Source organism: Pseudodesulfovibrio alkaliphilus (genome assembly GCF_009729555.1).
GTDB lineage: Bacteria > Desulfobacterota > Desulfovibrionia > Desulfovibrionales > Desulfovibrionaceae > Pseudodesulfovibrio > Pseudodesulfovibrio alkaliphilus.
The window spans coordinates 248509-266252 of sequence record NZ_WODC01000001.1 but is presented as its reverse complement, the minus strand read 5'-3'; the positions used below and the strand labels follow the sequence as shown (position 1 = coordinate 266252).

The 17744-nt window shown below is 63.2% G+C and carries 17 protein-coding genes; 10 read left to right on the top strand and 7 right to left on the bottom strand.

The window, feature by feature from the left end; all coding sequences use genetic code 11:
• The first annotated feature begins 25 nt into the window (after positions 1-25).
• The 4 genes from GKC30_RS01370 (at position 26) to GKC30_RS01355 (ending at position 3456) form a co-directional block, all read left to right on the top strand.
• The gene (locus GKC30_RS01370) at positions 26-373 is read left to right on the top strand and encodes a hypothetical protein (protein ID WP_155931753.1); all 348 of its coding nucleotides are present in this window, start codon (positions 26-28) and stop codon (positions 371-373) included.
• A gap of 9 nt (positions 374-382) precedes the next feature.
• Positions 383-1006 (top strand): phosphatase PAP2 family protein, encoded by a 624-nt coding sequence (locus GKC30_RS01365; protein WP_155931751.1) that lies wholly within the window; start codon positions 383-385, stop codon positions 1004-1006.
• The gene (locus GKC30_RS01360) at positions 1006-2652 is read left to right on the top strand and encodes an ArnT family glycosyltransferase (protein ID WP_155931749.1); all 1647 of its coding nucleotides are present in this window, start codon (positions 1006-1008) and stop codon (positions 2650-2652) included. Before GKC30_RS01365 ends, GKC30_RS01360 begins: the two co-directional genes overlap by 1 nt.
• 105 nt (positions 2653-2757) lie before the next feature.
• Positions 2758-3456 carry a BON domain-containing protein gene (locus tag GKC30_RS01355; RefSeq protein WP_155931747.1) on the top strand — a complete coding sequence of 233 codons (699 nt, stop codon included), beginning with the start codon at positions 2758-2760 and terminating at the stop codon, positions 3454-3456.
• Positions 3457-3537: 81 nt separating this feature from the next.
• Here the strand turns inward: GKC30_RS01355 and GKC30_RS01350 are convergent, their stop codons facing one another.
• The gene (locus GKC30_RS01350; protein ID WP_196772776.1) at positions 3538-4458 is read right to left on the bottom strand and encodes a Gfo/Idh/MocA family protein; all 921 of its coding nucleotides are present in this window, start codon (positions 4456-4458) and stop codon (positions 3538-3540) included.
• 144 nt (positions 4459-4602) lie between these two features.
• Here GKC30_RS01350 and lpxB point away from each other — a divergent pair, with 144 nt between their 5' ends.
• Entirely contained in the window at positions 4603-5739 is a 1137-nt protein-coding gene (gene lpxB, locus GKC30_RS01345) for a lipid-A-disaccharide synthase (protein ID WP_155931745.1), read from the top strand.
• Positions 5740-5786: 47 nt separating this feature from the next.
• Here lpxB and GKC30_RS01340 read toward each other — a convergent pair whose 3' ends face one another.
• The 4 genes from GKC30_RS01340 to upp all read right to left on the bottom strand — a co-directional run bounded on the left by GKC30_RS01340 (position 5787) and on the right by upp (position 9936).
• A complete protein-coding gene (locus GKC30_RS01340; protein WP_155931743.1) occupies positions 5787-6623 on the bottom strand; it encodes a mechanosensitive ion channel family protein in 837 nt (278 codons plus the stop codon).
• A gap of 127 nt (positions 6624-6750) precedes the next feature.
• Positions 6751-7509, bottom strand: a complete 759-nt coding sequence (locus GKC30_RS01335; RefSeq protein WP_155931741.1) for a glycosyltransferase family 2 protein — start codon at positions 7507-7509, stop codon at positions 6751-6753.
• 336 nt (positions 7510-7845) lie between these two features.
• Positions 7846-9216, bottom strand: a complete 1371-nt coding sequence (locus GKC30_RS01330; protein ID WP_155931739.1) for a uracil-xanthine permease family protein — start codon at positions 9214-9216, stop codon at positions 7846-7848.
• Positions 9217-9309: 93 nt separating this feature from the next.
• Positions 9310-9936: a uracil phosphoribosyltransferase gene (gene upp, locus GKC30_RS01325; protein ID WP_367613914.1), complete on the bottom strand. Its 627-nt coding sequence runs from the start codon at positions 9934-9936 to the stop codon at positions 9310-9312.
• A 177-nt stretch (positions 9937-10113) separates the two neighbouring features.
• Here upp and GKC30_RS01320 point away from each other — a divergent pair, with 177 nt between their 5' ends.
• Positions 10114-11874 (top strand): dephospho-CoA kinase, encoded by a 1761-nt coding sequence (locus GKC30_RS01320; RefSeq protein ID WP_155931737.1) that lies wholly within the window; start codon positions 10114-10116, stop codon positions 11872-11874.
• Positions 11871-12599, top strand: a complete 729-nt coding sequence (locus tag GKC30_RS01315; RefSeq protein WP_155931735.1) for a rhomboid family intramembrane serine protease — start codon at positions 11871-11873, stop codon at positions 12597-12599. The genes GKC30_RS01320 and GKC30_RS01315 overlap by 4 nt, the downstream gene beginning before the upstream one ends.
• Before the next feature lie 86 nt (positions 12600-12685).
• On the opposite strand, the gene GKC30_RS01310 is transcribed toward GKC30_RS01315, so the two are convergent.
• On the bottom strand, positions 12686-13003 hold the full coding sequence (locus GKC30_RS01310) for a hypothetical protein (protein ID WP_155931733.1): 318 nt from the start codon (positions 13001-13003) through the stop codon (positions 12686-12688).
• 209 nt (positions 13004-13212) lie between these two features.
• Here GKC30_RS01310 and GKC30_RS01305 point away from each other — a divergent pair, with 209 nt between their 5' ends.
• From GKC30_RS01305 to GKC30_RS01295, 3 genes are all read left to right on the top strand, one after another.
• Entirely contained in the window at positions 13213-13785 is a 573-nt protein-coding gene (locus GKC30_RS01305) for a Fur family transcriptional regulator (RefSeq protein ID WP_196772775.1), read from the top strand.
• Positions 13786-14216: 431 nt separating this feature from the next.
• On the top strand, positions 14217-15326 hold the full coding sequence (locus GKC30_RS14940; protein WP_155931729.1) for a transporter: 1110 nt from the start codon (positions 14217-14219) through the stop codon (positions 15324-15326).
• A 17-nt stretch (positions 15327-15343) separates the two neighbouring features.
• Positions 15344-16309, top strand: a complete 966-nt coding sequence (locus GKC30_RS01295) for an ABC transporter substrate-binding protein (RefSeq protein WP_155931727.1) — start codon at positions 15344-15346, stop codon at positions 16307-16309.
• A gap of 95 nt (positions 16310-16404) precedes the next feature.
• Here the strand turns inward: GKC30_RS01295 and GKC30_RS01290 are convergent, their stop codons facing one another.
• Positions 16405-17727 (bottom strand): phosphoglycerate mutase, encoded by a 1323-nt coding sequence (locus tag GKC30_RS01290; RefSeq protein WP_367613913.1) that lies wholly within the window; start codon positions 17725-17727, stop codon positions 16405-16407.
• Between the last annotated feature and the right edge of the window lie 17 nt (positions 17728-17744).

Here is a 17744-nt window from a genome sequence, read left to right as displayed (position 1 = left end):
GCGAAAGGTGAAAGAGTCCCCGTCCATGGACAAAACCATACCCTACCTGGACGAGGACGGCACCCTGGTCATTCCCTTTGCGTGCGCCGATCACGGCTACAAGTATTGGAAGCAGGAGGGTCGGCCCCTGGCCGGCATCCTGACCGAACTGGGCGTGGACGAGGCGGTATGGGACGACTACACCCATGTTCCGTACCCAGGCACCGCAGCCGCCCGAGGCGCTTCCGATGCCGGGGCGCCGCAGCAGATGATAGCCGATAATGCGGACGCGGAAGGGTTTGGCGACGAAACCGATGACCCGGAAGACGGACTCGACGACGAACAGCCGCTGCCCTCGGAGGCCGACCTTGCCCATCCGGCTCGGATGGCCTAGGGAGTCCGCATGCGTATTTTTCATCTGAGACATCTGGCCTTGCTCTCTGCGCCCCTGCTGTTCCTGCTTGCAGCACTCTGGCTCGTGTTCCCCTCGGAGGAGGCAGTGGCCGGATTCTTCCAGGAGCATCGCGAGGCGCATCCCGGTCTGACCCTGGCCTTCACCCTGATCACCGACTGGTGCAACCCGGTTTTCTACGGCCTGTTCGGCTGGGTGCTCTTTCGGGCGTGGCGCTCCGGCGACAGGGAGACCCTCCGCTTCATGGGCATCCTGGTGGCCGTGCAGGCGGTGGTGGCCGGGTTGGCCGTCCATTTCGTCAAGCACACCGTGGGCCGCCCCCGGCCGGGCCAGGGGGTGTGGTTCGACCCCATCACCACACGGGGGGCCTTTCATTCGCTCCCGTCGGGCCACACCACGGAGTTCATGGGCTGGGCCGTGCCTTTCGCCCTGCGCCTGGGCAGAACCGGCCTGACCGTGCTGACGGGTGTCGCTGCCGCCCTGGTAGGGCTCTCTCGTGTCTATCTTGGCTGGCATCATCCGAGCGATGTCTTCTTTGGCTGGATGCTCGGCAGCTTTGGCGGTATGGCCACCATGGTCCTGGCGGACTCCTCGTTGTTCAGGAAAAAGGGGTGATGCTCATGGACTGCTGCAACTCCCAAAAGCGCCCGGCCTCCCGGCTGTGGTCCCTGCTCAGGGACCACCCTTGGCTGACCATGATCCTCGCCGTGGCGGCTCAGACATGGTTCACCCTGGGCAACCGAGCTCTGTGGTTTTCTGACGAGGTGCGCTACGCCAACGCCTACCAGAATCTGGCGGAGCGCGGCAAATGGCTGGTCCTCTCCCTCAACGGCCAGCCCTACCCGGACAAGCCGCCGGTCTATTTCTGGTTCCTGTGGCTCATCGACACCCTGACTCCGGCGGACATGCCCGCCGTGTTCTTCCTCGGCGCGGCCCTGTCCGGGCTCTTCTTCGTGGCCTCGGCCCATGTGCTGGCCCGGACGCTGGGTTTCGACCGCTCCGTGTGTCTGGCCTGTGTGCTCATGCTCCTTGCCAATTTCTTTCTGGTGGGGCTGTTCCATTACTCGCGCATGGACCTGCTCTTTGCCGGGCTGATCATCCTCAGCCACGCCTGCCTGTACCGGGCCGTGTCCGGGCCAAGGCAGGGGGGATGGCCACTGGCCGCCTTTCTCCTGGCCGGGCTGGCCACGCTGACCAAGGGGCCCATCGGCTTCATCCTGCCGCTGCTGACCCTTGTTCTCTATCTCGCGTGGCGGGGAGAGGTGCGCAGGCTTTTCACCAGGGCCATGGGGCTCGGTCTGTTGGCCATGTTGTCCATGCTGACCCTCTGGGTGGTCGGGGTGGCCCTGGCCGAAGGACCGTCTTTTCTTCTGGATACCGTCCTTGGCAAGCATGTGTTGCAGCGGGCCACACACACCTTTCACCATCGGGAACCCCTAACCTACTATTTCATCGCCCTTCCCCTGGCCTGGTTGCCCTGGACGCTTTTTGCCGTGTCCGCCCCGGCCAGGCGGTTTTTCTCGCTCGAGGCGTGGGGCGCGATCTGGGCCGGGCGGCGCGAGGCGACGCCTATGCCCTTCCTGTGGATCATGGTCCTCTCCACCTTCGTCTTTCTCTCCAGCCTGAGCGGCAAGGTGCTCATCTACATCCTGCCCATGTTTCCCCCTCTGGCCCTGCTCACGGCCCAGGCCATGACCCGCCTCGACGCGGTCCGCTCGGCCCGTTTCTGGGCCTGGGTGGCCGGGCTGTGGCTGGCTTTGGGCGCGGGGCTGCTGATTGCGGGCGATCTGCTGCCGTTTCCGGTGCCGGTGCGCGGGCTGGGCCTCTCGGCCTGCCTGCTGCTGGTTGGCGGGCTGGGGCTTGTCTGGCTGCGCCGTCGGGGGAGCAAGACCTGTCTGCTCTGGTCGGTGCTGGCAGTGACCCTGTGGCTTTACCCTGTGGGGTTGATGGTCGCCCCGTCCCTGGACGACGCCATGAGCCCCAGGCGGCAGGGGGAAATGATCGGCCAGCATGTCGACCAGGGCTACGCGCCCCTGGCCTACAAGGTCTATTCCGGCATCTTCACCTACTATGCCGGGCATGACATCGAGGAGACCGGCGACTATGACGAGCTGGCCGCCCTCATGGCCCGGCGTGGACGGGTCATCCTCGTCATCCGCGACAGGCACTGGGACGAGTGGCCCGGCCGACCGACCGGGCTGCGGGTCATCGACAGTCAGGAAATCGCAGGTATGACCTATGTGCTGGCCGTGCGGGACTGACAAGGGATGTGTACGGTTTTTGCAATATGCTTGACCGGGACCGAGACTTGGGGCAGAGGTTGTTGAGATAAAGTCCAGACAAGTCGCTCATGGCGCAGAATGTTCATGAAACGCCAGTCGCATCCCTTTGATCGCCCCTGGGGCGCATCCCGTGGCCGGAGCCTGGGGGCTTTCGCTGCCCCGGCGGCCGCGTTGCTTGCCGTCCTCGTGCTGGCCGGGTGTGCCGTGTATCCTGCCGTCCAGGTGGCCAGCGGGGCCATGACCGGCTACGATGCCGTGGTGCTGGCCGACGAATACATCCCAAAGAACAGTGTGTCGGGCGGTCAGCTGGTCTGCGATTCAGACAGGATGCTCGAACGCCGTCTGCGCGAGCGGCTGATCATGGGCGGCGTGCCCCAGGTTTCCGCCCATGTCATCGGCGGTCATGCCTACCTCGTGGGCCAGTTGGACAACCGGGGCCAGGCGGACAGGGCGGTATCCACAGCCCGGAACGTGGAGGGGCTCAAGTTCGTCACCTGCAAATTCTTCCCGCCCTCGACCCCGGCCGAAGCCAGGAGCGACGCCTCGCTCCTGTACTCGGTCAGCAGGAAGCTGTCCGATACCAAGCGGCTCGAGAGTGCCTACCTGCGGGTGGAGGTCATCGGCGGCACGGCCATCCTCATAGGCGCCACAGCCGATCACAGTCAAAAAACCGCCGCTCTGGCCATTGCCGGAGAAGTGTGGGGCGTTCGGGACGTGGTGGACTATATCGCGGTGAACCCGACCATTCAATCTGCCCAGTCCGCCCGAGCGGTCCGCGACTGAGAGCGTCTTGTCCACGAAGAGCGGCCCCGGCCTCCTGATTGCGCAGGGGCCGGGGCCGTTTTTCGTGTTGCCGGAGCGGGATTACCCTTGGCGGCTGAATATGCGCTCGAAGACCCGGAGCACGGCCAAGCCGTCCTCGCCGGGGATGGGCACTGGCGTGTTGTTGCGCAGGGCGGCCAGGAACCGGGTCAGCTCCTCCTTGACCGGCTCGCGGAACATCAGCGGCCATTCGCGCACCGAATAGCTCTTGTCGTAGGTGGAGAAGGCCGAGTATTCCTTGACCTCCTGGGTGATCAGGTTGGCTTCGATATACTTGGATTCGCAGGCCACCAGGATCTTGCGGCTCTTGTATGGCGTGACCCAGTTGGTGGAGATGCTGGCCAGGGCGCCGTTCTCCATCTGGGCGGTTATCAGCGCACTGTCCTCGTGCTTGCCCAGGGTGGTGGACATGACCGCGTTGACCGACTTGAACTCCGAGCCGGTGATGTGGCGGATGAGGTCGATATCGTGGGAGCCGAGATCCTTGACCACGCCCACGTCCTGGATGCGCGGCGGATAGGGGCCAACGCGCTCGATCTGGATGGAGATGACATCGTCGCCCACCAGTTCCTTGACCCGTGCCACGGCCGGGTTGAACCGCTCGACATGGCCGACCATGAGGGCCACGCCCATGTCGCCGGCCCGGCGGACCAGCTCTTCGCCTTCTGCGGCGGTGGCGGCCAGGGGTTTTTCGATGATCAGGTTGATTTTCTTTTCAATGATCTTGAGCCCGGCCTCGTGGTGCAGGCTGGTGGGCACGCAGACGCTGATGGCGTCAAGCTCGTGTTCGAGCAGGTCCTCAAGGGTGGCGAAGGCAGCAACGCCGAACTGGGTGGCGACCTCTTCCCGCGCCTTGGAGTCCACATCGACCACGCCGATAACCTGGACTCCGGCCATTTCGGTGTAGTTGCGCAGATGGACGCGTCCCATCCAGCCCAGACCGACAACTCCGACTTTCAGCATGACAGGGTTTCCTTGTTGAGAGTTCGTGCTTGAGCCCGCCTTACTACGCCCTCGGTGCACGATTGGCAACCCCCGGCCGCAGCGCTTTCCCGACGAGGGTACACCCTCCTTGCCCCCAAGCCGGACATGGGATACTCAGCGGACATGCTGAAGGAAAATGCACACGCCCCCATCTGGTTCAACGTCGGCGAGGCATCGGGCGACCTGCACGGGGCCGAGTTGATGAAGCAGCTGCGTGAACGGGAACCCTGTCTGCGCTTCACCGGCATGGGCGGTCCGGCCATGGGTGCCCTGGGCTTCGAGACCCGATACGACATGGGCCTTATTTCGCTGGTGGGCATCACCGAAATTCTGGGGGGTCTGCCGCGCATCCTGCTTCTTTTGCGGCGCATCCGGCTGGCCTTCATGGCCGTACGGCCTCGGGCCGTGGTGCTCATCGACTGCCCGGAGTTCAACTTTCGCGTTGCCAGGATGGCTCGGGAGCTGGGTATCCCGGTCTACTACTACATCAGCCCCCAGCTCTGGGCATGGCGACCGAAGCGGGTGGAGTTCTTGCGCGAGCATGTCCGCCGGGTCGTCTGCATCCTGCCCTTTGAGAAGGATTTTTATGCCCGCCACGCCATGGATGTGGAGTATGTGGGCCATCCGCTCATGGACGTGTTGCCCCTTGAGCGGCTCGACGCCATGGCCGTGGATGAAAACCTCGTCGGCCTGCTGCCCGGCAGCCGGACCAGGGAGGTCTCGACCCTGCTGCCCGAGTTTGCCAAGGCGGCGCGCCTCCTGCGCGAGAAACGACCTGGCTTGCGTTTTGTCATCGTCCGCGCTCCGGGCATGGATGCCGAGCGGCTGCGCTCGTTGTGGGGCAGCGATATTGAGGTCGAGATAGTCGGACCCGAGGCCCGGTACGAGACCTTTCGCGTTTGTTCGATGATGCTTGCGGCCTCTGGCACGGTCACTCTTGAGACCGCCCTCATCGGCACCCCGGTGGTGGTGGCCTACCGGGTCTCGGCACTTTCGGCACTGATGGGCCGGATGCTGATTCGGGTGCCCCACATCAGTCTTCCCAATCTCATCGCTGGACGGGAGGTGTACCCGGAGCTTGTCCAAGAGCGGGCCACGGCCCGGCAACTGGCCGCTGCCGCCACCGTCTGGCTCGATTCGCCGGACGCCCTCGCCTCGGTCCGGCGCGATCTTGCCGGGCTGCGATCCATGGTGGGTGAGCCAGGGGCTGCGGCGCGGGCCGCGGCCATCATTCTGGACGATCTGGCATCCCTCGACTGATTCCTTTCTGGCTGCACGGGAGAAGGGAGCCTTCCGGCTCCCTTTTTTTATTTTTCGACAGGATAGATGTGCACGTCGCGCTGCGGGAAGGGGATGGAGATGCCTTCCTGGTCAAAGACGAGTTTCACCTTCTCGGTGATGGCGAAGTAGACGGCCCAGTAGTCCGAGGTCTTGACCCACGGCCTGACCGCGAAGTTGACCGACGATTCACCCAGCTCAAGGACCTGGATGACCGGGGCGGGCTCGGGCAGCACCCTGGGGTCTTCGGTGACGATCTTGCGGAGCAGCTCCTTGGCCTTGAGCAGGTCGTCGCCGTAGCCGATGCCCATGACCATATCCACGCGGCGCGTCTCGTTGGCCGTGACGTTGACGATGGTGCCAGCAAGGATGGCCGAGTTCGGTACGATGACCATGCGGTTGTCGGCGGTGGTCAGGATGGTGTTGAAGATGCTCACGGATTTTACCGTGCCCGACTCCCCGGCCACAGTCACCCAGTCTCCGCGCTTGAAGAACTTGAGCATGATGAGCATGACTCCGGCCGCAAAGTTCGAGAGCGAGTCCTTGAGAGCCAGACCCACAGCCAGACCCGCGGCACCCAGCACGGCCAGGAAGGAGGTCACGTTCAGTCCCGCCTGGCCCAGCGCCATGACCGTGACCGCGGCCAGCAGGGCGTAATAGATGACATTGCGCAAAAACGAGCGCAGGGTGTCGTCCACATGGGTCTTGATCATCATGGTTCGGGCCAGTCCGGCCACCTTGTCCGCCACGGCCCGCCCCACGAAGAAGATGATCAGGGCGATAACGAGGTTGAGTCCGTGAATGGAGACAAGAGTGACGGTCTGTTCGAGCAGGGATTGCACGGTCTGGGTGTCCAGGGGATTCATGACGCCTCCTGAAGGGCTGGTGGTGTTGCGCCGGGAGCGGTCAGTCGTCGCGGCCTTTCATGGCGGACCCTGGCACGACCTGGCAGGGTGTGGAGTACTCCCGGCAAAATAATGAAGGAAATTCAGGTCAGTTATTGCCCCATTTGTTGGTTTCCTCAATGCGGACGTATTTCTGGAAGGCGTAGTAGAATCCGGCCATGGCGTTGTAGAATCCGGCCTTGCCGTCGAGCAGTCCGAGCTTGAGCAGATAGAGCTTGAGGAAGCGGCCCGCGCCGTGGAGCAGGGCTGCGGCTGGGCCGCCCCGGCGTCCCTTCTCTCGCAGGGCCTTGGCTCCTTCCTCCGCGTAGTAGTTGATCTTGTCCATGTGCTGTCGGAAGGACTCGTAGGGATAGTGGTGGATGTCGCCCGCGAGCCTGCCCGTTTCGCCCTGCGGGGTGAAGTGGTAGTGGGCCCCGCTGGCCGAGACCTCCATGCGCCCCAGGCGGAACACGCGCAGCAGAAGGTCTGGATACCAGCCAGAGTGCTTCATGAACCTGTTGAAATAAAAGGAACTGCGCGACACATAGTATCCTGCCACCTGCTCCTGCATGGCCAGCCGGGCCACGATGGTCTGGCGCAGCTCGTCGGTCAGGTATTCGTCCTGGTCTAAGGAAACGACCCAGTCGGTCCGCACTTGGGCCAGAGCGAGTGCGAACTGGGCCACCGGCCCGGGCCAGGGGTTGACGATGATTCTGGCCCCGCATGCCTCGGCTATCTCGCGGGTGCGGTCGGATGAGCCCGAATCCACCACCAGCAGTTCGTCGCAGAAGTCGAGCGAGGTGAGGCATTTTTCGAGCAGCCGTTCGCCGTTGAGGGTCAGGACCAGTCCGGTCACGGTTTCGCGCATTGTCGTCTCCCTTGGATGGATCGCTTTTTCATACCGGGTTCCCTTGGCCGGGTCCAATGCAAAAAATGGCCGGGAGCGTCGCGCTCCCGGCCGGTGGTAGGGGCTTGGCTGGTCGTTGGAAAAGTCAGAACATGCAGATTGTTTAAAAATGGTGAGAAGCGAGGCGCGGAAAAAGGTCAAGGCCGAAGTGTACTCCCTGCACGCGGGGGGTTGATTCGCCCCGTCCTGGGGCTCACCCCTTCGGGGCGTCGGCTGGGCCGACGTCCAAATCCGCTGTCCTGCGGAGGTGTGACCTTTTTGAAGCAACGACGCAGATGGCCATTTTTCAACTGTCTGCTAGAGGTCGGTACGGTGGTCCGGGCCTGCCGGGGCGATTTCGTCGGGCAGGGGGTCGTTGCAGTCCTTGCAGGGGAGCACGAGGTTGAGCAGTACGCCCACGATGCCCGCAAGGCCGATGCCGCCCAGCTTGACGATGACCAGGTCAAAGGTCATGCCGCCGATGCCGACCACCAGGATGATGGCCACGATAGCCAGGTTGCGCGGCAGCATCAGGTCATTGCCTGCCCGGACCAGGGTGTTGATGCCGATGACGGTGATGGCCCCGAAAAGCAGGATCATGATTCCGCCCATGACCGGGGTCGGGATGGTGGAGAGGAACGCGCCGAGTTTGCCCACAAAGGCGAGGACAATGGCCGTGATGGCCGCCCAGGTCATGATGGCCGGGTTGAAGGCGCGGGTCAGGGCCACAGCGCCCGAGACCTCGGAGTAGGTGGTGTTGGGCGGGCCGCCCAGGGTGGCGGCCAGGGAGGTGGCTACGCCGTCGCCGAGCATGGTCCGCTGGATGCCGGGGTCTTTGACGTAGTCTTTTCCCGAGATGCCGCCGATGGCCAGGATGTCGCCGAAATGCTCGATGGCCGGGGCGATGGCCACTGGCACGATGAACAGCAGCGCCTCGGCGCTCCATTCCGGGAAGACGAAGTTGGGCACGGCCAGCAGGGGTGCCTGTGCCACGGCCTCGAAGCCGATCAGGGCGGAGCCTGTCCAGTTGGGCAGTTGGCCGGGATCGAAGGCGGCCTGGGTGGCGGCGGTGAAGCCGGTGAAGTCGAGGACCAGGGAGGTGGTGTAGCCTGCAACGATGCCGAGCAGGATGGGGATGAGCTTGATCCACCCCCTGCCGAGCAGTGAGGCGAAGACCGTGGTGACAAGGGCCACGCCCGCGATAATCATGGCCGTGGCGTTTGGCACGAGCCATGCCGAGCCGTCGCCGGTACGGCCCATGGCCATGTGGACGGCCACCGGGGCCAGCACCAGGCCGATGACCATGATTACCGGGCCGGTGACCACCGGGGGGAGGATGCGACGCAACATGCCCACGCCAAAGATACGCACCAGGAGGCTGATGACCATGTACATGACACCCGCTCCGAAGAGGCCGCACATGGTTGCGGGAATGCCCCAGGTCTGGACGCCGTAGATGATGGGGGCGATGAAGGCGAAGCTTGAGGCCAGGAACACGGGCACCCTGCCGCGGGTGATGACCTGGAAGACCAGGGTTCCCGCCCCGGCCGTGAACAGGGCCACGTTGGCGTCAAGGCCGGTGAGCAGCGGCACCAGCACCAGTGCGCCGAAGGCGACAAAGAGCATCTGGGCGCCCAGCAGCGCATCCTTGGGTTTGAAACTGTACTCCGTGGAATGAACCTCACGCATCTTGCGACTCCTCCTCGTGTTGCGGCCGACACCCCGTCGGCCCCGGTAAGACTCCCCCAAAAAAAAGGCACGCCGCCCGGCGTGCCCGACTCCCTATTTGGTGCCGAATATCTTGTCCCCGGCGTCTCCGAGGCCGGGAATGATGTAGCCGATGTCGTTGAGCTTTTCGTCAACGGCCGCAACGTAAATATCCACGTCCGGGTGCTCGCCCAGGATGCGTTCGATACCCTCGGGCGCGGCGCAGAGGAAAAGCCCCCGGATGGACTTGCAGCCCGAATCCTTGAGCAGCTTGATGGTGGCATTCAGCGTGCCCCCGGTGGCCAGCATGGGGTCCAGGATCAGGGCGGTGCGCTCCTCCATCTGGCTGGCGAGCTTGACGTAGTACTGCACAGGCTCCAGGCTCTCCTCGTCGCGGTAGAAGCCCACCACCGATGCCTTGGCGCCGGGGATCATGTCGAAGACGCCGTCCATCATGCCGAGCCCGGCGCGCAGGATGGGCACCACCGTGACCTTCTTGCCCTTGATGGAGTCCACCTCCACCTCGCCGGCCCATCCCTCAATGGTGATCTTCTCCGTCTCAAAGTCCTTGGTGGCCTCGTATGTCAGGAGCCGGGTAACTTCGTTCGCCAACTGGCGGAAGCGGCTGGTGGAAATGTCATGTTTGCGAAGGATGCCGATCTTGTGCCGGATGAGCGGGTGGTCAACCACGTGTAGGGCCACGAAACTCCCCCTTGGTGCGATGTTGGGTTGGATGAAGGACGGCGGATGAACGCCGCTGTGCAAAACTTTCCTTTTCTAGTCTCCCGCCCCTGTCGGGTCAAGGGTAAATTGGCCGTCTGCGGGAACTCGCGGGAAAATGGTTTTTGCTTTCCAATGATTCCCGGTATATCGTGAGGCATGAGCATCAAAGCGGAAAAACGGAGCTGGGAGCGCGTGGTCGCGCCATCGGATCGGGGACTGCGGCTTGACAGGTTTTGGGCGAGGGAGCTGGCGGACGAGGGGGTGTCGCGTGGCCGGGCCAAGGAGTGGATCGAGGCCGGGCTGGCTCTGGTGGACGGCGAGGCCGTGATCCGGGGCAAGCATGTCCTCTCGGGCGGCGAGACCTTGCGCCTGGGCGACGGGGGGCCGCCCGCGGCCGATGCCGAGGCCCGTGCCGTGCCCGGCGAGGTGGCCGTGGTCTTTGAGGATGAACATCTCGCGGTCGTCGACAAGCGGGCCGGGCTGACCACTCACCCCGCGCCGGGCGAGCCGGGGCCCACCCTGGTCAACCACCTGCTGCACCGCTGGCCGGACATGGCTGCCGGACTTTCGGGCATGGACCGTCAGCGGCCTGGCATTGTTCATCGGCTGGACAAGGATACCTCGGGTCTCATTGCCGTTGCCCGCAGCGAGGCGGTCAGGCTGCGGCTGGCCGCCGATTTCGCGTTGCGTCGGGTGTGCAAGACCTATCTGGCCATTGTTCACGGGCGGCCGGATCCGGCCAGGGGAACCGTCGACGCCCCCATAGGCAGGCATCCGACCCACAAGACGCGCATGGCTGTCACGCCAAGGGGGGGGCGCGAGGCCCGCAGCGACTACAGGGTGTTGTGGACCGGGCCGCGTGGGCTGGCCAGCCTCGTGGCCGTGCGCATCCACACCGGACGGACCCACCAGATTCGGGTTCACATGGCCCATCTGGGGCATCCTCTGCTGGGCGATGCGGTCTACGGGCCGCGTGAGAACGCCCAGTGGACGCGCAGACCCGACATTCTGGCCGGGCTGGCCCCGCGCCAGATGCTTCACGCCTTTCATCTCGGTCTGCGTCATCCGGCCACGGGGGAGCCGCTCATTCTGTGGCGCGAGCCCCCAGAGGATTTCCGCTCCCTGCTGGCCGCCCTGCCCAGGGAGTGTCTGCGGGTGGGCATCGTGGGCATGCCGGGCAGCGGCAAGTCGGCCCTGCTCGGGTTTCTTTGCCGACAGGGACATGCCTGCTTCAGCGCCGACGAGGCCGTGGGCTGGCTCTACGAGCCGGGCGGCGACGGGGCGACCATGCTCGGCCAACGCTACGGGAGTGCCTATCTGCGCGGCGACGGCGGGGTGGACCGCCCCGCCCTCCTGGCGGCCATGCGGAACTCCGAAGGGCTTCGGCGCGAGGTCATGGACATGATTCATCCCATGGTCCGGCACCGCTGCGAGGAGTTCTTCCGCGCCCACCGTGACGCGTCCGTGGTCTATGCCGAGGTGCCGCTGCTGCTGGAGGGGGGCTGGCACACCGACGGAGTGGTGGACATGGTGGCCGGGGTGCGCTGCCCGGAGGCCCTGCGCACCGGAGCGTTGCGCCTGGCGCGGGGGCTGGACGCCGAAACCCTGGCCGTGTTCGATTCCTGGCAGTGGCCCGAGGCGGACAAGCTGGCCGTCTGCGATGTGATCCTTGATAACGACGACGGGCTGGACCGCCTGGAGGCCGAGGCCGCCCGGCTGCACGGGGCGGCCCTGGCCCGGTACGAGGAGCGGACGGCGGCAACCCGTTCCTGGCTGGTCGGCCTCTGGCCGGAACTCGCCGCGAACATGGACCGCGAGGCGGCCGGAGAACTCGCGCTGATGGCGGAGCGGGAAGAGGCGGACGAGACGCAGGACGAAGCGTGGACGAGCGACCCGGATGAGGCAGACGACCAATGATACCCATCCGGGACAACGTGCCGCGAGTGACCACGCCCGTGGCGGTCTCGGCCATCATCCTGCTCAACGCGGCGGTATTCCTCTACAGTCTCGGGCTTGATCCTCGCTCCCTGGCCCATCTCTTCCACGTTCATGGCGTGGTTCCGGCCCGTTTCTTCGAGCCAGTCTGGGCCGTGCGGGCCGGGTATCCCGACATCTCGGGCTGGCCGCTGCTCTCCTACATGTTCCTGCATGGCGGCTGGGTCCATGTCATTTTGAACATGTGGATGCTCTGGATCTTCGGCGACAACATCGAGGATGTCACCGGCCATTTCGGGTTCGTGGTCTTCTATCTGCTGTGCGGGCTGGCCGCGGTCGGGCTGCAGATGCTTTTCGAGCAGACTTCGCCTGTGCCCATCATCGGCGCATCCGGGGCCGTGGCCGGGGTCATGGGTGCCTATATCATCCTCTATCCCCACGGGCGGGTGCTTACCCTGGTGCCCATTGTCTTCATTCCCCTGTTCCTGCGCATTCCCTCGGGGCTTTTTCTCGGGGTGTGGTTTTTGTCCCAGGTGGCGGCCGGACTTGTTTCGGGCGGCGGCGCACAGAGCGTGGCCTGGTGGGCCCACGTGGGCGGCTTCGTGGCCGGAAGCGGCCTGATCCACTGGTTCCGTCGGCCCGGCAAATGCCGCTACTGCTACAACCCGACCACCAGGGACTACGATCCGGAGCTTGAGGACAAGTAGGCCGGAGGAAGGGCGGCAAGGTCGTTTGCCCAGCGCTGGACAAGCGACCTTGCGTGTTGCCTGCTGCCGTGTGTCGCTTCTCGGGGCTAGTGAACGATTCTGGAACTTCCGATGTCCAGAGTGTGGCCAGCTCCGGCATCGAACTGGACGGTGTAGTCGCCCTGGGGTTTTTCAAAGGAGAATTCGCTGACTTTGTCCATTTTTCCTTCCACAACGATCTTGCCTCCAGCATCAAGGACCCGCATGGTAACGCCTGATGCCGAAGAACCATCTGAAAAGCTGCCCTGGCAGGTGACGGTTCCGTCGCCGTTATCGAAGCAGTCGCACAGAGGGGTGTGGGCCCACACGGATGTGGAGAAGAGAAGCAGGGCGGCGATCCCCGCGCAAAACATGGTTTTTTTCATCTGAATACTCCCTGTTTGTAAGTTTTGAGACAGCCCGCTTGTGCCCGGTGTCAACGACACCGCAACCATTGAGAGGTTTATAGCTCTTACGTGGTTCCGGGGCGGGTTCGTTGCCGGGTTTTGGCCAGGAATGCGCGACACATGTTTTTATTGCCTTTGAAAATGAAATTCGATATCAGTACAATACTTTTGTTGGGGGAGAAATGTCAATGAAAAAGGACTATTGCGTTGATTGTCAGGGGGTTGCCGCCAGTTCTTTGCCTGTTGCGCGTCTCAATGAGAATATTCGCAGCAGGAGTGGCCGACCAAGGTTCAAGTCTGCTTCTCGGGAAGTTGATGACGGAATTGACCAGTTCAAGGAGTATCTCGAGAGCAACAACCTGAAACTTACGCCGCAGCGACGGCGTATCCTCATGGCTTTTCTTGCGATGAGGGAACCTTTCAGCGCCGAGGAACTGCTGGCCGCGTCGGGCGGTGTCGAAAGCGGTATCAGTCTGTCCACTCTTTACAGGGCGCTTTCCCATCTTCAGGGGGCCGGTCTTGCCAGGCGCGTGGGACAGGCAGGAGTTTCATGCCTTTACGAAGTCGTTTCCGGTCATTCCTGCCAACTCGTCTGTGAGAACTGCGGTCGTCGCGTGTCAGTGAGCAACCCGTTTCTCGAAAGCATGCGCGAGGTGGCTGCACTACAGGAAGGATTTGTCTTGCGCCACTGCACGGCCCGATATTACGGGCTATGCCCGGACTGCGGCACCCGGCACGGCATCAAGTCTGGGCTGGACTGACATCTAGCCGGTTCAACTGTGGATTCCGCTGCCCTGCCGGTTTCCCGACCATAATCCCGGCGGCTTGACTGCTCTGGGGAAGCCATTCGTCGGCTCGCCTGTTTGCGCGAGGGATGCCGTTCGCTTCTGCTTTTATGCGTTGGTGCGGCGGACTCGGCTGGCGCTGGCTGTGTTGGCCTGAACGACATGTCGTACGTTCGGGGTGTTCACATTGGGCGGACACGCCTGTAGCGCTTTTCGATTGCTGCCCCTGCGCGAATGACAGCGTTCTCAACGCCAGCCCTCTGCACCCGCCATTCTTGTCGCGGCAGAGGCATTGTTGTCATCCATCTGTTTTTGTTGACTTATTTCCCGACGCGTATCATATGAACATGAGTTTCAATTTCATCTGCGGGTGCGCCCATTGAGCGCGCCTGCGAGGAGAGGATGTTGTGAAGATACTTTACGCATTGGTTGTCGCCCTGATCATGGGCATGGCCAGCCCGGGAGCGTCCGTCGCGGAAGAGTCAGCGCATGACCACGGCGCTGGCGATGCCGTGGTGGGCGAACTCGGCGGTGGGGCAGGAGCCAAGGGCAGGATGGCGGGTGGCAAGGGAAAGGGTGGTGGCCCAAAGGGTGGTCAGGCTGGAGAAAAACCCCTGCGCTGCGCAGGACTCGTGAACATGTCCAACGGCATGGTTTTGCCTGTTGGCAAGTATTCCGTCAGCCTCAAGTATGTGCATGTGAGCAAGGACAAGCTCTATGACGGCCAGGACCGGAAGACCGGAAACTACAACGGGAAGTACAAACGGGTCGACAATGTGGTCAATCTCACCGCCAAGGCCGGATTGTTCGATGATTTTGAGGCCAGGATTCAGGTTCCACTGATTAACCGCGAGCAGAAGCAGAAGTCCGGCAATCCTCCTGCACACTCAGCCACGGTGCGCAACAGCGGATTTGGCGATCCGATCATTATGGGCAGGTATGCACTGCTCTCCGAGCGCAATGGTGATCCCTTCAGTCTGGCAGTTGGAGCGGGCGTGAAAGTCCCCTTGAGCAATACCGATAAAAAAACTCCTCCTGGCGGGGCTTCTTCGGCTGAGTACATGGGGCCGAACTTCCAGTTGAGCACAGGCTCATGGGACCCCAAGATGGAGATTGGCGCAACCAAGATGCTGGGCAGGTCCAGGGTCGATGCACATTTCATGTACACCATAGCTGGCGACGGAGCCCACGATTCGCGTGGGGGGAACCAGTTCAAGTACGATTTCGGCTACGGCTATGCTTTGAACAAGTATTTTGACTTGGAAATCGAGCTTAACGGGGTGGACCAACAGCCAGTGACGCACAATGGAGAAAAAACGGTCAACACTGGGGGGCACTTCATCTTCATCACCCCCGGAGTACACTGGAAAATTACCGACAGCACCCGGCTTGCCGTGGGTGTCCCCGTGGTGGTCTACCGCAACCTGCGGGGCGAGCCACGGACGCCGGAGCGAAGCAGCAAGTTCAATCTTGGTGAGGACTACAGGATCGTCACCAGCCTGTCCTATCATTTCTAGCCGCAAGGAGTGTTTCAATGAAGGTTTGCAGTTGGTCCGCGAGGACCCTTGCGTTTATGGCCCTGTTTGTCGTTTTGGCCCTGAATCCGGTTTTGGCTGCCGGGCCGCCCAAGACGCTGCAGAAGGTCAAGGTGGTCATGGTCGGCGACAGGCTGGTGGATGTTGCCTGGAAGCTCGGCATTGCCCCTACGGGCATGGTCAGTCGTTTGAGCCTCTGGTCCAAGGGGCGCGAGGTCGCTCTGGTGGCCCAGGCTCTGGGTTGCGCCAACAAGGTCACTGTCATGGCGCCTGCGTCGCTTTCCACGTTCATGAAGAAAACCGGCGTGACGCGGGTTATCGTGGAAAAATACACTCCGACATGCCTTTACAAGGACATTGACTTCGGCAAGATTCCGGATCTGGTCAAAGATGTTCCGGGCGCGACAGTGGAGTATGTGGATTTTGACAGCGGGCTGGATTCTGCCGTGGCGGACATAGCGGCCAAATTCGGCAAAGAGGAGCGCGGCAAGGAGCTTATTTCCGCCTACGAAGAGAACATGAAGCAGGCTGAGACGGCCCTTCCAGGCAAGCCTCTTGGGAAAAGGGTGGTGGTTCTGAGCGGCACCTATTCGTCGTCCACTGGAAAAACATTTGTCAACGTGGAAGCCCCTGGCGGCTACTCGGATCAGTTCTTTCTCTCCCGCCTGGGTTGCGTCAACGCTGCTGCGCCGATGATTCCCGATCCGTCGGCGGTCTCAAAGGGGCATGCCTCCACACCGAGGCTTCACGGACTCAAACAGGCCAACCCCGATGTCATTGTCATGGTCGGCAACGCCTTTGCCGTGCAAAAGGCGTTGCAAGGCGCCCTGGTCCGGGATCCCGGGCTTGCCGATGTCCCGGCCATCAAAAACAGAGCGGTTTTCACCCTGCCGTTCTATGTGGCGGCGGATTTGCTGGACTATCCTGACTTCCTGCGTCAATGGACGCTGGCGTTGCAAGACTGATCCTCAAAAAAGTCATGCGCTGTCGTGGGCCGCGCCGGGTGAACCGGCGCGGTCCTGTTGTCTCTTCTCTCAGCAGCTTTTACCCACCGCGCCCGTCATCCCTCCGGCCGGACCAGGAAGGGGTCGTAGTCGCCGGGCCAGAATTCCTGGGGCATGGGTGTGTCGTGGGTGCCCTCCATGCGGGCGCGGTCGAGATAATTGAGGACCATGTGCATCATCTCGTCGCCGCGCAGCAGGCCCAGGGCGCCGGCCGCCACCGCCGTCTCGTCGAAGGCGGCCACAGCGTCGCGGCGCACCCCCTCGCCCGCGAACAGGACCGGCACCGGCTCGCCCGAGTGGATCAGTGTACCCCGGCTCGGGGTGGAGTGATCGGAAGTCACCACCAGCAGAACATCCTCATTCATCAACAGCGGGTCCACGGTCTCGCCCAGGCCGCGGTCAAGGGCTTCGATGGCCTTGACCTTGCCCCGGGGGCTCTTGGTGTGGGCGGCGCGGTCGGCGGCCTTGTGGTGGATGTGGATGAAGTCGTAGCGGTCCAGAAATTCGGTGGCCAGCCGCACCCGTTCGGCCAGATCGCGGGCCGGGTCCCGGCTGTCGCGCACCTTGCGGAAATCCAGCCCCAGAAAGGCTGCCAAACCCTTGTACATGAAGCCGCTGGCCATGGACAGGCCGCGCAGGCCAAAGCGGTCGCGCATGGACACGCCCTGGCTGAGCTTGCCGGCTCGTTGGGTGACCAGCCCGTTGATGGGGGGCAGGGTCTGGCGCACCCGTTGCTTGTTCTGCGGCAGGTCGCACAGCCGGGCGTAGGCCCAGCGAAGATACTCTGTCAGAGCGTCTGCCGTGCGTATGGCGGCCGGGTCGTCGGCGTGGGAGGCCAGGGGGCGTAGCGCAGAAACGAACCGGCCGTCGGCCATGGGGTTGGAATCGGTGATGAATGGCGACACGTCGCCGCGCATGGTCAGTACGCTGGACATGCCCCCGGTGCGGTGGAGGTCGATGGCGATGCCGTTGCGGGAATAGTTGGCCACAGCCGCGTGGAAGGCGTCGATTTCGTCAGGCGTGCCGCAGATGCGGTCGTGTTTGACGATGAGCTGCCCCTCCAGGGATTCAAGCACGCAGGTGAAGTGGGCGAGCATGGCAATGGCGTCGCCGTCCAGGTTCACCCCGGCCCCCAGTGCCTCCAGCGGTCCGCGTCCGGGAAACTCTGCTCTGGGCGAGCCGAACATGGCGAAATGGGCGTCTTCGCTGGGCATGGGACGGCCCAGCTTGCCCGCGTGATACAGACCGGCGCTGCCCAGGGCGGCGAGGCGGTCCAGCGTCGGGGTCTGCGCCGCCTGCAAGGGGGTTTGATGGCCAAGCTCGCCGTGGGCCCGGTCCCCCAGGCCGTCGAGCACGATCATGACACAGGTTTTTGGCACGAGTTCTCCATTGTTTA

What these genes read in the sequence shown, in the direction of transcription:
- GKC30_RS01370 (WP_155931753.1), top strand. Translation starts at nt 26, where the DNA reads ATGGACAAAACCATACCCTACCTGGACGAGGACGGCACCCTGGTCATT.
- GKC30_RS01365 (WP_155931751.1), top strand. Translation starts at nt 383, where the DNA reads ATGCGTATTTTTCATCTGAGACATCTGGCCTTGCTCTCTGCGCCCCTG.
- GKC30_RS01360 (WP_155931749.1), top strand. Translation starts at nt 1,006, where the DNA reads ATGCTCATGGACTGCTGCAACTCCCAAAAGCGCCCGGCCTCCCGGCTG.
- GKC30_RS01355 (WP_155931747.1), top strand. Translation starts at nt 2,758, where the DNA reads ATGAAACGCCAGTCGCATCCCTTTGATCGCCCCTGGGGCGCATCCCGT.
- GKC30_RS01350 (WP_196772776.1), bottom strand. Translation starts at nt 4,458, where the DNA reads ATGCTGAAAGTCGGAGTTGTCGGTCTGGGCTGGATGGGACGCGTCCAT.
- lpxB (WP_155931745.1), top strand. Translation starts at nt 4,603, where the DNA reads ATGCTGAAGGAAAATGCACACGCCCCCATCTGGTTCAACGTCGGCGAG.
- GKC30_RS01340 (WP_155931743.1), bottom strand. Translation starts at nt 6,623, where the DNA reads ATGAATCCCCTGGACACCCAGACCGTGCAATCCCTGCTCGAACAGACC.
- GKC30_RS01335 (WP_155931741.1), bottom strand. Translation starts at nt 7,509, where the DNA reads ATGCGCGAAACCGTGACCGGACTGGTCCTGACCCTCAACGGCGAACGG.
- GKC30_RS01330 (WP_155931739.1), bottom strand. Translation starts at nt 9,216, where the DNA reads ATGCGTGAGGTTCATTCCACGGAGTACAGTTTCAAACCCAAGGATGCG.
- GKC30_RS01320 (WP_155931737.1), top strand. Translation starts at nt 10,114, where the DNA reads ATGAGCATCAAAGCGGAAAAACGGAGCTGGGAGCGCGTGGTCGCGCCA.
- GKC30_RS01315 (WP_155931735.1), top strand. Translation starts at nt 11,871, where the DNA reads ATGATACCCATCCGGGACAACGTGCCGCGAGTGACCACGCCCGTGGCG.
- GKC30_RS01310 (WP_155931733.1), bottom strand. Translation starts at nt 13,003, where the DNA reads ATGAAAAAAACCATGTTTTGCGCGGGGATCGCCGCCCTGCTTCTCTTC.
- GKC30_RS01305 (WP_196772775.1), top strand. Translation starts at nt 13,213, where the DNA reads ATGAAAAAGGACTATTGCGTTGATTGTCAGGGGGTTGCCGCCAGTTCT.
- GKC30_RS01295 (WP_155931727.1), top strand. Translation starts at nt 15,344, where the DNA reads ATGAAGGTTTGCAGTTGGTCCGCGAGGACCCTTGCGTTTATGGCCCTG.